Genomic DNA, 12,230 nt, shown 5'->3' with positions numbered 1-12,230 from the left:
GCAGCACTTTCGTACACCCGTACTAGGTAGCGCTGCCCCTGGTGGTCTGCTCTGGTCAGCCGGGGACGGCGGCGGCGCGTACGGCGTCGAGCACCGCGTCCACGACCCGCGCCCGGCCCTGCCCGTCGACGGTCGACCAGGCCTGCGCGGCGAGCGTCGCGCGGCGCTGCGGTGAGCTGAGCAGCCCGTGCAGGGTCCGTGCCGCCGCCGCGCGGGCGGCCCGTCCGGCGACGCCGGCGGCGGTCAGCTCCGGCAGTTCGCCGAGGCCGGCGGCCAGGCCGTGCCGCACCACCCGGGTGTACGACTCACGTTGGTTGTCGACCACGCACACGAGCGCGGCGGGCGCGCCCAGGCAGCAGAGTTCCCAGGTGGACGTGCCGGCGGCGCTGACCACCAGGTCGGCTTCGGTGATCAGTGCCGGCAGTGCGCCGGTGGGTGGCACCGGCCGGATGACCTGTCCCCGGCCGGGGGCGACGTCCTCGACCTCGGCCTCGACCTCGGGTCGACCGACGATGACCGTGAGGTCCATCGGATGGCCGGTGGCGACGAGCACCCGGGTCAGTACCGGTGCCGCGCCGACCGCGTCGGTGCCGCCGAAGAAGGCCAGCACCCGGGGTCGGCTGACCGTCGTGACGGGCGGAGGCGCCGACGGCCGGGCGGTGATCACGGAGTCGCGCAGCAGGGCGTACCCGCTGCCGGCGAGCAGCCGGCCCGGCAGCCCCGGCAGCTCCGCGCCGAAGTTCTGGTCGAGGTAGAGGTCGGCGACCTGGCCCCGGCTGTCCCCGTCGATCACGGCGAGGGTGAAGACGCCGGCGGCACGCAGCGCGCCCGCGCCGGCCGGGTCCAGCTCGTAGGAGTCGAGGACCAGCACGTCCAGGTGGTGTCGGCGGGCCGCCTCGACCAGTCCGGCCGGCGAGTCCGGGCCGGGGTGCAGGGGGATGCCCCGGGCGGCCAGTTCCGCGGTGGCCCAGGGGAGCCGTTCGACGGTGCCGAACACGGCGACGTGGACGCCCCGGGCGAGGAACTCCTCGGCGAGGGCCAGGCAGCGGACGAGGTGGCCGACGCCCCGCCGTGGGCTGGCGTCGCAGCGCAACCCGACCCGCGGCGTGCTCAGCACTCCTCCAGTTGCTTCTGTCGGACGTCGGCGTTGAGCGCGCGCAGGTGGGGTTGCCCGTGCAGCCAGTCGGTGAGCGTGGCCAGTGGCACGCTGACGTCGCCGAAGTGGTCGACGACCGCGCTGACCAGTGCCCAGTCCCGCTCGGTGTCGAGGGTCAGCCGCAGCGCCGACCGGTCCGGGGTGAGCGTCACCCCGAGCACCCGGAACAGCTCCGGATAGGTGTACGCGTACGAGGTCACGTGCACCCGGTGGTGATCGGTGGCGAGCCGGTCCAGGGTACGCAGCGTCTCCGCCCGGATGATCTCGACGTCGAGCCCGCGGGGCAGGGTGCGGGCGATCGACGTGCTCGCGTAGTCGAGCCCGGGGACCGCCCGGTACACCGACGCGACCAGGGTGATGATCTCCGGGTCGAGCAGCGGGCAGTCGGCGGTGAACCGCAGGACCGCGTCGCCCGGGTGCGCCGCGAGCGCACCCACGAACCGGCCCAGCACGTCGTCGACCGGCCCGCGGTGACACGCCACGCCCAGCCGCGCGCACTCGGCCACCACCGCGTCGTCGACCGCGTCCGTGCTGGTGGCGACCACCAGGTCGGCCAGGACGCCGCTGTCGAGGGCGGCGCGCACCACCCGGCCCAGCACGGAACGCCCGGCGAGCGGGCGGAGCACCTTGCCGGGCAGCCGGGACGAACCCATGCGCGCCTGCACGATGCCGACGATCCGTGGTCCGGCGTCGTCCGGGGCGACTCCGGGCACCGGTACGGCGGTCACTGCTGCTCCTCCTGTTTGGGGGCGAGCACCGCAGTGGCCCGGCGTTTGGCGGCGCGGGCGCCCCGCTTGGCGAGCCGGGCCGGGGTGATGGCGAGCCGGCCCACCCGGTAGCTGAGCGATCCGCTGAGCAGGCCGATCGTCGTCTCGGCCCGCCGCAACGCGCGTTCCCGCGAGGTGAGCAGCTCCTCGGTCCACGCGGTCAGTGCCGCCAGCCGGGCGAGTTCCTCGCGTTGGCGCAGCCACGCCTCGTGGAGCTGTTGGTAGCTGCGCGCCGCACCCGCCGGCGGGTCGGTCGGCGTGACGGCGTGCAGCTCGGTGGCGAGGTGGGCCCTGCCGTCGGTGTCCAACCCGTGCAGCGCCGCGGCGATGGCGGCCTCGGCCTCCACCGCCTCGCTGATGGTCGCGCGGTCCAGGTCGTGTCCGGCGAGGCCACCGAGCACCACGGTCAGGCCGGCGACGTCGAGGGTGGACGACCACGGGTGGGCGTACCCGCCGGTGAGCAGGCCCGCCGCGAAACGCCACAGCCCGCGGGCCAGCACCACGTCGGCGGGCAGCGGATCGGTGGCCCGCCAGCTCGGGTCGAGCACCGCGTACCGCTCGCCGTCGACGACCACGTTGTCGGTGCCGGCCAGCGCCGCCGCGCCGGCGATCCGGCCGTCGGTGTCGGCCTGGTCGGCGAGCCAGCCCGCGTACCCGTGCAGCAGCGTGCGCAGGGCGGCCAGGTCGCGGCGCAGGGCCGCGTCGAGCAGCAGGGTACGCAGCAGCCGGCCGGCCGGCACCGGCCCGGACAGCGCGTCCGCGTCCCGGTACGCGGCCTCGCGGCTGGCGAACGGCGCGGCGGCCGGCAGGTCCGTGCCGGTGGTCGCGAGGCGTCCCCACCGCCATCCCGACGGACCGTGCCGCACCTCCAGCACGCCGATCCCGGGGCGCCCGGTCTGCACCAGCGCCACCGGCAGATCCCCGTCGACGGGCGGCGTGCCCGGATCCGCCGGGTCGGCGGGCCGGTGGGCGAGCACCAGCCAACCCGGCGCGAGGTCGGCGGCGCGGCCGGCGTGCAGCGCGTCCACCGCCAGCCGGGCCGGGTCCTGGAGCACGGTGTCGCCGGTGAAACCGCCGGCGCACGCGCCGTGCAGCACCGCGTCGAAGAGGCCGGAGCCCGCGTCGGAGTCGAGGTGGTCGGCGTCGAGCAGCGCCGTCGGGGTGCCGGCGTCGGGGTACGCGGCCCAGCAGGCGCCCGCCCGCAGCCCCGCCGCGGTGAGCCGCTCGCGCAGCTGCTCCCGGTTGGCCGGGTGGGTCCGGTCGAGGACCCCGCCGATGGTCCACGCCGAGTCCTCCCGGCCGGCGTACCAGGGGGTGGTGGCGACGAGTCGGTGCAGGCCGAGCGGGTTGTCCACGCGCAGCAGCAGCGCTCCGCCCGGCCGCAGGGCGGCGACCAGTCGCGCCAGCACGCCGTCCCAACCGAGGCGGGTGCCCTCCACCGACTCGACCGGGTCCAGTCCGGCGGCGGCGATCACCACGTCGTACGTCTCGTCGTCGGGCAACCCGGCCGGGCCGCCCACCACCAGGTGGGCGGCGCGCTGGGCGAGCGCGACCGCGTCCGGGTGGCTGCGCAGCAGGCATGTCACCTCGGCGTGGCCGAGTTGGTCGAGCAGGGCCGGGTCGTGCGGGCCGGCCACCAGCACCCGGGCGCCGGGCGGCACGAGCCGGGCGGCCAGCGCGGCGAGGGGTCCACCGTCGGCCAGGCGCTGCTGCGGCAGATCGGACCAGGCCAGCATCTCGCCGCCGGGCAGGGTGATCCGGCCGGCGGGTGCCGTCTCAGTCGTCACGGTGGTCCTCTTCCTCCTGGAGGTTCGCCCAACCGAGCAGCTCGCGCAGCTCTGCCGGCGTGCAGCGGTGGTCGGTCCCCAACTCGGCGCGGGCGATCTCGACCGCGGTGGGCAGGTCGACCTCGGTGCCGTGCAACTGCGGCCACTGCCGTCGGATGCGGGCCGTCCCGCCGAAGGTCGGGTCCTCGTTGGACAGGATCATCGGGTCGCCGTAGACCGCCGGTTCGCAGCCGGCAGCGATGCCGTAGAAGATCGCGCTGGTCAGCCGGTTGGATGCTACCCGCCGGTGTCGACGCAGCTCGGTCAACTGCTTGTCGAGGAACTCCGGGTCGGTGTCCTTCCACCAGTGTCCCCGGTAGCCGTGGCAGATCACCCGGAAGCCGGCGCGCTCGTAGAGCCGGCGGACGCTGCGCATCCGGTACTCGTGCCAGTAGAGGCAGACGGTGACCGGGCCGGGCTCGGTGTCCTGGATGAGCGCGATCAACTTCCGGTGGTCGCCCTTGACGTGCTGGCCCTCCCACCCGTGGAACGGGTACCAGATGGTGCCCTCCCGCTCCTCGGCCGCCGGTTGCTCGGGTCGCAGGGCCAGCAGGTAGGCGAACGGAGCGCCGATGACCACCACGTTGCGCCGCCCCACCGACCAGGCCCGCCGGCGGGTCTGCTCGGACCAGAGCAGGCTGGGGGAGCGCTCGGCGTACGGGTGACCGGGGGCCAGGCCGTCACCGATGTTCCAGCCGTGCTGCACGTACCCGTTGATCCGCGGTGGGTGCCGGTCGCCGAGACCGGCGTAGCGGGCCAGTACGTGCGCGTGGCCGTAGAAGTGGTTGGCGTGGTGCATCAGGTTCCCATCAGGCGGCGGAACGCACCGAGCCGTACCGCAGGGCCGTGGTCAGCGCGTCGATGACGCGATCCTGGTCGGTGTCGCTGAGTCCCGGGTAGAGCGGCAGGGACAGCTGCTGGGAGTAGAACGACTCGGCCACCGGGCAGGACCCGCGCCGGTAGCCGAGGTCGGCGAAGGCCGGGTGCCAGTGCACCGGGATGTAGTTGACCTGGACGCCGATGCCGGCGGCGCGCATCCGGTCGTACACCTCGCGGCGACGCCCGTCGAGCACCCGGATCGGGTAGAGGTGCCAGGCCGGGTCGGCCCACGACCTGCGGTTCGGCCGGAGTACGCCGTCGAGGTCGGCCAGTGCCTCGTCGTAGCGGGCGGCCAGGGCGGCCCGCCGCGCCGTGAACTCGGCGAGCCGGCGCAGTTGACTGCGGCCCAGGGCGCAGAGCACGTCGGGCAGGCGGTAGTTCAGCCCGAACTCGTGCACCTCCTGATGCCAGCCGCCCTCGTCGGCGAAGCGGAACTCGTCGCGTTCGCGGACCATCCCGACGCCACGGAAGCGGCGGGCCCGCGTGAGGATCCGCGGGTCCAGCGCGGCGACGGCGCCACCCTCGGCGGTGGTGAGGTTCTTGGTGGGGAAGAACGAGAACGTGGTCAGGTCGGCGAGCGAGCCCACCGGTCGACCGTGGTACGTCCCGCCGATCGAGTGCGCCGCGTCGGCGAGCAGCAGCGCGTCGCTGCCGTCGACCGACGTGCGCAGCGCGTCGTAGTCGGCGGGGTGGCCGGCGTAGTCGACCGCGGCGACGACCTTCGTCCGCGCGGTGACGGCGGCGGCGGCCGCGGCCGGGTCGAGGCAGAACGTCTCGTCGTCGACGTCGGCGAACACGATCTTCGCGCCGAGGGCGACCGCGCTGCTGGCGGTCGCCACGAAGGTCATCGGTGGGACGACCACCTCGTCGCCCGGTCCCACGCCGGCCGCCGCGTACGCCACGTGCAGCGCGGCGGTGCCGTTGGCGACGGCGGCGACGCCGACCCCGCCGGTCCAGGTGGCGAGGTCGGCCTCGAAGGCGTCGACCTGCGGGCCGGTGGTGAGCCAGTCGCCGCGCAGCACGTCGGCGACGGCGGCGATGTCGTCCTCGGTGATCGAATGCCGGCCGTACGGGAGCATCCCCGTCATGCGGTGAGGCCGAGCATGTCGCGCAGTTGCTCGACGGTGAGCCACTCGTCGTTGGTGTCCGACTGGTAGGCGAAGCCGTCCGGCACCGGGTCGCAGTCGACCGGCGGCTGGTAGCCCCAGGTGGCGATGGTCGGCTGGACGATGAACCGGCCGTCGGCACGCAGCGTGCGGCGGCTGTCGTCGGGCGCGATCATCTCCTCGTGCAGCTTCTCGCCCGGCCGGATGCCGATCTCGTGGGTGGTGGCGTCCGGGGCCACGGCCTCGACCAGGTCGAGGATGCGCATGCTCGGGATGCGGGGCACGAACAACTCGCCACCCTGCATCTGGTCGAACGAGTCCATGACGAACTGCACGGCCTGGTCGAGCGTGATCCAGAAGCGGGTCATCCGCTTGTCGGTGATCGGCAGGCTCTTGCCCTCGGCGGCCAGCCGGCGGAACAGCGGGACGACCGAGCCGCGGCTGCCCACCACGTTGCCGTAGCGCACCACGGAGAACCGGGTGGGGTGCTGGGCGGCGTAGTGGTTGGCCGAGACGAACAGCTTGTCGCCGACCAGCTTCGTCGCGCCGTACAGGTTGATCGGGCTGGACGCCTTGTCGGTGGAGAGCGCGATGACCTTCTTGACGCCGGCCTCGATCGCGGCGTCGACGACGTGCTGGGAGCCGGTGATGTTCGTGGCGATGTACTCGGAGGGGTTGTACTCCGCGGTGTCCACCTGCTTGAGCGCGGCGGCGTGCACCACGTGGTCCACCCCGTGCATGGCCCGGGTGAGGCGGTGGCGGTCCCGGATGTCGCCGATGAACCAGCGCAGCCGTGGGTCGTCGCCGAGTTGCTGGCGCAGCTCGTACTGCTTGAGCTCGTCGCGGGAGAACACGACCACGCGCGCGGGGTCGGCCTCGGTGAGGATGTGCCGGAGGAAGGTCCTGCCGAAGGAACCCGTTCCCCCGGTGATCAGAATGGACGATCCATTCAACTCACTCAATTTGGTGCTCCCGTGATCGTGGATGAACGGGCGGCCTTCGGCCGGCCGACCGGGGTGAGACGCTAGCCATGGCGGGTTAACTCCCCGACGCTCGCGGGTTAACCGCACCCCCTGCTCCTGTGAATGCCGAGCACCGCGTAGGCAAACACTTCCGTCCGGCCCGTAACCGGCCTGACCTGGCCACATTGGGCCGTTACAGTGACCCGCGCGAGTGACCCGCCAGCCCCGCTTCGCGGCCGGTTCCGCGTTCACCCGACATCCGCATCGGCTCGGTGCGAGCGGGTCACCCCACGCGTCACCGGCGCGGACCGACAGCCCCTGCCGGTCCACGCGGGGACCGGTCCGACCGGCAGATCTGGAGGCGTTGATGGCATCCGGTAGCGACGTGATCGAACGGCCGGAGGTGGTGGCGACGACGTCCGACGCCGCACCGGCGCGGCGCTGGCTGGTGCCGGTGCTGCTCGTCGTCGGTTGGGTGCTCAGCGTCGCCTGGCGGATGTGGCTGTCCCGGCACATCGTGCTGCCGATCGCGCACACCGACGAGGACAGCTACCTGAACACCGCCCGCGCGCTGGTCGGCGGGCCGGGCGGGTTCAGCAGTGAGAACGACCTGCTGCGCCGGGTCGGCTACCCGATGTTGATCTCACCGGCGTTCCTCGGGGACCGGGACTTCGGCGACAGCTACCGGATCGTCCAGCTGGTCAACGCGATGGCGAACTCGACGCTGTTGCCGCTGGCGTACCTGCTCGGTCGCCGCCTGCTCGGGCTGCGCCGGTCGTACGCGCTGCTCGGCGCGGTCGCGGCGGCGACCCTGCCGGCCACCGCCTTCTACGCGGGCATCGCCATGATCGACACAGTGATGGCCCCGCTGGTCGTCGCCTGGCTGCTCGCCGTGCACCGCTGGATCTCCCGGCCCGGCCCGCTCGCCGCCGCCACCGTCGGCCTGCTGGTCGGCGGGTTCCACCTGCTGCACTCGCGTGGCCTGGTGATCGTGGCGGTGCACGCCGGATTGGTCCTGCTGCTGCTGGTCCGCCGCCGGATCGGCCCGCCCGCGGTGCTCGCGGCGCTGCTGCCGGTGCTCGCCCTGGCGCTGCTCAACGCCGCCGTCATCCACCACCTCGGAGACAGGGTCTACCTGCTGGGCAGCACCCCCGGCGGCGGCACGGTCGAGGCGGTCGCCTCCGTGCGGGGCGTGGTCCGCGTCGGCGCGGGCGTCACCACCCAACTCTGGTACCTCGTGGTGATCACGTTCGGGATGGCCGGAGTGGCCTGGGCCGCGGCCGTGCGCGAACTGTGGCGTCCACGGCACGGCGACGCGGCCCGCTGGACGATGGGCGTGGCGCTCGTGGTGACCGTCGGGGTGGCCGGCGGCGCGTCGGTGATCCTGGCCGGCATCACCGGCAAGCCCCTGGACGCGATCTACGGCCGCTACGTGCAGATGCTGGCGCCGTTCTGGCTGCTGGTCGGCCTCGGGGTGCTGCTCACCGCCGGCCGCCGGGTGGTGCTGCGCCGGGCGGCCGTCGCGGTGGCCCTGCTGGTCGGCGGTGGAGCGCTGATCGCCGCCCGCCTCGCGTACGTGGCCAGCCAGGGCCACCGGTTGCGCTACGGCGGTTTCAGCGCGCCGGACCTGGTGGCGTTGACCGGGGGCTGGCGGGAGATGCGCCCGGTGCTCGGGTCACTTGTCGGGATCGGCGGTTGCCTGCTGCTCGTCGCCGCCGCGCTGGTGCCCCGACTGCGGTTGCCGATGTTCGGCGTGCTCGTCGTGGTCAACCTGGTCACCATGCAGGTCATCGAGCACCGCATCGTGCGGCCGGCCGTCGCGAGCACCGCACCGACGCCCCGGGTGGCCGACGTCGGCGTACGCCCCGGCGAGCGGGTCTGGGCCTCGACCGGCGTGCACTACGTCCTGCGGTTCAACCTGAGCCACCAGGTGACCTGGACCGACGTCCGGTGGTTCGGCGAGCAGCCGCCGGCGGCGGCGCAGGTGGTGTTCGCCCGCTGGGCGCCCGGTCAGCCGGACGACTGGGACGGCACCGCGTACGGCTTCGTCCGGCTCGGCGGCAACCCGGTGCAGCACTGGGCGGCCTGGCGGCGGGGCTGACCCGGCCGGGCGCCGCCATTCGTGAACGGCGGATGTCCACCGGGAACACCATCGGTTAATGATTCGGGGCCATTATCCGAATGGGTCCGACAATCAGCGTTGGCGGCGGTCGGCCCGAGCCAGGGAAATCGGGATGACGGTGATTTCCCGCCCGTCGGACAGCTCCTGTCTCGGGGTGCCCTCGACGAATCGGAAACGCCGGTTCATCTGTCGTACGACGGTATTGTGACCGAGCACCTCGCCGTCGAGCCGGTCCAGGTGCAGCCCGTCGAACGCGTACTCGACGGCCTCCCGCATGACCCCCAGCCAGGCGGGCAGCGTCTCGTCCCGGCCGGCCAGCCCGTCGGCGTCCAGATAGAAGCCCCACGCCCCGGTGCGAGGGCGGTCGAACCGCAGGTCGAAGAAGGTGACCACGCCGCAGGGCCGGTCGTCGCGGACGTACACCAGCACGCGCCGGGACCTGTCGTCGCGGACCGCCGACCACCACCGGGCGTGCTCGTCGGCGGTGATCTCGTGGCTGGTCTTGCTGACCTGTCGGTTGGTTTCCTGATTACGCCAGGACAACATCAGGTGAACGTCGTCCGCCGTCGCTTCGCGCAGCACGTGCGTCTCGCTTTCTTAGCTGTTCACGTCCGGTCGGAGCACCTTACCCGGCCACACCGGGAAAGCAGATATGCATTCGATGGGTTGTAGACTGCGCCGCATGAACGAATTGAGTCGCGCGCAGATCCGCGACCTCATGGCTCAGGTGCTGAAGAACCAGGACAAGGAGCTGCCCGCGGACGACGCGGCGCAGTTGCGGGAGATCGGTTTCCGGTCGCTCGACTTCTCCGAGTTGGCCCTGCGGGTCGAGGACGAGACGGGGGAGGAGCTCAACTTCGACGCCCCCGGCCTGCGCCGCATCGCCACCGTCGGAGACGTCCTCGACTTCCTCGTCGAGCTTCAACACCAGTGACAGTCGCGACGGCGCGCGACCGCGCACCCGCGCCCCGGGAGCCGGCGGGCGTCGACAACCGGATCGTCGTCGGTGGCGCCGCGCTGACCTGGCGGGCACTGCCGACGCCGACGCTGCCCGATCCGGCAGCGGTGCTCGCCCACCGTGGCGTGGACGCGCTCGCCGCCGCTCGACAGCACGCCGTGCACGGCACCGAGCTGCTGCTCAGCACGCCGAGTCGAGTCGACGCGACGATGCGGACGGAGTTGCTGGAGGCCGGGTTCACCGTCGGCGTCCTCGACGACGGCGGCGTGCAGCCGAGCGTGCCGGCCCGGCCCCGAGCCGCCGAGCCCGGCCGGCTGTGGCTGCTGACGTCGGGCTCGACGGGGCGTCCCAAACGGGTCGGGCACACCCTGGACACACTGACCACCGTGCGGGCCGAGCAGCCCGACCGGACCTGGCTCTGCCCGTACGCGCCCGGCACGTACGCCTGGTGGCAGGTGGTCACCCTGTCACTGACCCAGCCCGGCCAGCACCTCGTGGTGGTCGAGCCCGACGAGCTGGACGACTGGCCCGCCGTCGCGGCCGCGCACGGGGTGGACGCCGCCTCCGGCACCCCGACCTTCTGGCGTCGCACCCTCCACCGCGACGCCGCCGCCCTGGCCCGGGTGCCGCTGCGGCAGCTCACCCTCGGCGGGGAGCCGGTGGACCAGGCGATCCTGGACCAGCTCCGGGAGCTGTTCCCCACCGCCCGGATCTCCTGGATCTACGCCTCGTCCGAGGTGGGGGCATCCATCGTGGTGCACGACGGGCGGGCCGGCTTCCCGGTCGACTGGCTGGACCGAGAGACCCCGGGCCGGCCGACGCTGTCCGTTGTGGACGACGAGCTGGTGGTGACCTCCCCGCACCACGGGGCCGGGCTGTCCGGCCCGATCCGCACCGGGGACCGGGTGCAGATCCTCGACGACCGGGTGCTGATCACCGGCCGCCTCGACTCCGACGAGATCAACGTCGGCGGCAGCAAGGTCTCCGCCGGGGTGGTCCGCGGTGTGCTCGCCGGGCATCCGGCGGTGGCCTGGGCCCGGGTGACCGGACGCCGCGCCCCGGTGCTCGGCCGGATGGTGGTCGCCGAGGTGGTCCTCAACCCCACCGGCCCCGCCGGCCCGCCTTCGGTCGGCACCGGTGTGCCCGACGAGGCCGCGCTGGTCCGCTGGTGCGCGGGCCAGCTTCCCGAGTACGCGGTGCCCCGCCGGATCCGCGTGCTCACCGAGATTCCCGTCAAGGAGACCCTGAAGAGCGATGTCTGATCCCGTCGTCATCCCACTCGTCCCGCCCAGCACCGTCGTCCTCGTCTCCGGCGGCTCCCGTGGGCTGGGCCTGGCCATCGTCACCGACCTGCTCGACGCGGGCGTACGGGTGGCGGCGTTCGCCCGTACCGTCACGCCGGAGCTGGCGAAACTCGCCGCCGAGCACCCCGACCGGGTGCACGTCGGCTCGGTGGACGTCACCGACCTGCGGGCCGCGCAGAGCTTCGTCCGCGAGGTGGAGCAACGCCTCGGCCCGATCGACGGCATCGTCAACAACGCCGCCGTCGGGCAGGACTCGCTGCACGTGCACACCGCCACCGACGACATCGCCCGGATCATCGAGACCAACCTGACCGCCCCGTTGCAGCTGACCCGGCTGGTGGTCCGCCGAATGCTCGGCAAGGGCATGCGCGGGCGGATCGTCAACATCACCTCGATCTGCGGGCAGCGCGGGTTTCCGGGTCTGGTCGCGTACTCGGCCACCAAGGGCGGCATGGACGCCGCCACTCGCTCGCTCGCCCGGGAGTTGGGCGGCCGGATGCTCGTCAACTCGGTCGCCCCCGGCTTCTTCGCCTCGGAGATGTCCGCCGTGCTCGGCCCGACCCAGCTCGACCAGATCGTGCGCCGCACGCCGACCGGTCACCTGACCGAGCCGGCGGAGGTCACGCCCGTGGTGCGGATGCTGCTGCGGGAGCACACCAACATCAACGGCCAGGTCATCGTGGTGGACGGTGCCGCCGCCATCTGACCTGGACCGGCTGCTCCGGCCCCGTCCGGTGCCGGCGCTGCTGGCCGTCGCCGAACGACACCTGCGTATCGGTGCTCCCGCCGCCCTGACCGACGCGGTGACCCGCAGTCACCTGGACGACGGACGCTGCGTCGGCTGGTACGGCCCGCGGACGCCGGGGTGGCGGGTGGCCATCGACGCGGAACGGGCCGACGCCCCGGTGCCCCCGGCGCTGGCCCGCCGGTTCGGTGTGGAGGACTTCTGGGCGCGGTGGACCCGCGCCGAGTGCTGCTGCAAGCTGACCAACGTGCCGGTGGCGGCGTGGTGGCGCCGCCACGGACTGAGTACACCGGCCGACGGGCCCGCGGTCTGGCGGACCCTCTGGCTGGCCGACCTGGTGGTCACCGTCGGCTTCGTGCCCGACGGTCGGGCTGCTGCCGGCGCCTAGGGGAGTGCACCGGGCCG

The 12,230-nt window shown here is 73.3% G+C and carries 12 protein-coding genes; 5 read left to right on the top strand and 7 right to left on the bottom strand.

Annotated elements, in window-relative coordinates; genetic code table 11:
* Positions 1-55: 55 nt before the first annotated feature.
* The 6 genes from AB0O48_RS11605 to pseB are packed head-to-tail and all read right to left on the bottom strand — an operon-like array spanning position 56 to position 6,696.
* Complete coding sequence (locus AB0O48_RS11605; RefSeq protein ID WP_365065152.1) at positions 56-1,114, bottom strand: spore coat protein; 1,059 nt, start codon at positions 1,112-1,114, stop codon at positions 56-58.
* Complete coding sequence (locus tag AB0O48_RS11600; RefSeq protein WP_365064897.1) at positions 1,111-1,884, bottom strand: glycosyltransferase family protein; 774 nt, start codon at positions 1,882-1,884, stop codon at positions 1,111-1,113. The genes AB0O48_RS11605 and AB0O48_RS11600 overlap by 4 nt, the downstream gene beginning before the upstream one ends.
* Complete coding sequence (locus tag AB0O48_RS11595) at positions 1,881-3,710, bottom strand: class I SAM-dependent methyltransferase (protein WP_365064894.1); 1,830 nt, start codon at positions 3,708-3,710, stop codon at positions 1,881-1,883. The genes AB0O48_RS11600 and AB0O48_RS11595 overlap by 4 nt, the downstream gene beginning before the upstream one ends.
* A complete protein-coding gene (locus AB0O48_RS11590) occupies positions 3,700-4,548 on the bottom strand; it encodes a hypothetical protein (RefSeq protein WP_357245870.1) in 849 nt (282 codons plus the stop codon). The genes AB0O48_RS11595 and AB0O48_RS11590 overlap by 11 nt, the downstream gene beginning before the upstream one ends.
* Positions 4,549-4,558: 10 nt before the next feature.
* On the bottom strand, positions 4,559-5,716 hold the full coding sequence (locus AB0O48_RS11585; RefSeq protein ID WP_357569972.1) for an aminotransferase class I/II-fold pyridoxal phosphate-dependent enzyme: 1,158 nt from the start codon (positions 5,714-5,716) through the stop codon (positions 4,559-4,561).
* Positions 5,713-6,696, bottom strand: coding sequence for a UDP-N-acetylglucosamine 4,6-dehydratase (inverting) (pseB, locus tag AB0O48_RS11580; RefSeq protein ID WP_357245863.1), 984 nt, complete (start codon positions 6,694-6,696; stop codon positions 5,713-5,715). Before pseB ends, AB0O48_RS11585 begins: the two co-directional genes overlap by 4 nt.
* A gap of 367 nt (positions 6,697-7,063) precedes the next feature.
* Between pseB and AB0O48_RS11575 the strand changes: the two genes are divergently transcribed.
* Entirely contained in the window at positions 7,064-8,797 is a 1,734-nt protein-coding gene (locus AB0O48_RS11575; protein WP_357245860.1) for a hypothetical protein, read from the top strand.
* A gap of 93 nt (positions 8,798-8,890) precedes the next feature.
* Here AB0O48_RS11575 and AB0O48_RS11570 read toward each other — a convergent pair whose 3' ends face one another.
* Positions 8,891-9,400, bottom strand: a complete 510-nt coding sequence (locus AB0O48_RS11570) for a GNAT family N-acetyltransferase (RefSeq protein WP_357245856.1) — start codon at positions 9,398-9,400, stop codon at positions 8,891-8,893.
* Between the two features lie 100 nt (positions 9,401-9,500).
* Here AB0O48_RS11570 and AB0O48_RS11565 point away from each other — a divergent pair, with 100 nt between their 5' ends.
* The 4 genes from AB0O48_RS11565 to AB0O48_RS11550 are packed head-to-tail and all read left to right on the top strand — an operon-like array spanning position 9,501 to position 12,213.
* Positions 9,501-9,752: an acyl carrier protein gene (locus AB0O48_RS11565; RefSeq protein ID WP_091401397.1), complete on the top strand. Its 252-nt coding sequence runs from the start codon at positions 9,501-9,503 to the stop codon at positions 9,750-9,752.
* Entirely contained in the window at positions 9,749-11,038 is a 1,290-nt protein-coding gene (locus AB0O48_RS11560; RefSeq protein ID WP_365064885.1) for an AMP-binding protein, read from the top strand. Before AB0O48_RS11565 ends, AB0O48_RS11560 begins: the two co-directional genes overlap by 4 nt.
* Complete coding sequence (locus tag AB0O48_RS11555; RefSeq protein WP_357245850.1) at positions 11,031-11,786, top strand: SDR family NAD(P)-dependent oxidoreductase; 756 nt, start codon at positions 11,031-11,033, stop codon at positions 11,784-11,786. The genes AB0O48_RS11560 and AB0O48_RS11555 overlap by 8 nt, the downstream gene beginning before the upstream one ends.
* On the top strand, positions 11,770-12,213 hold the full coding sequence (locus AB0O48_RS11550) for a hypothetical protein (protein ID WP_357245848.1): 444 nt from the start codon (positions 11,770-11,772) through the stop codon (positions 12,211-12,213). Before AB0O48_RS11555 ends, AB0O48_RS11550 begins: the two co-directional genes overlap by 17 nt.
* Positions 12,214-12,230 lie beyond the last annotated feature (17 nt).

It is taken from the genome of Micromonospora sp. NPDC085948 (assembly GCF_040686315.1).
Taxonomy (GTDB): Bacteria; Actinomycetota; Actinomycetes; order Mycobacteriales; family Micromonosporaceae; genus Micromonospora.
The sequence above is the reverse complement of the archived record's forward strand: the minus strand, read 5'-3'. Positions and strand labels throughout refer to the sequence as shown.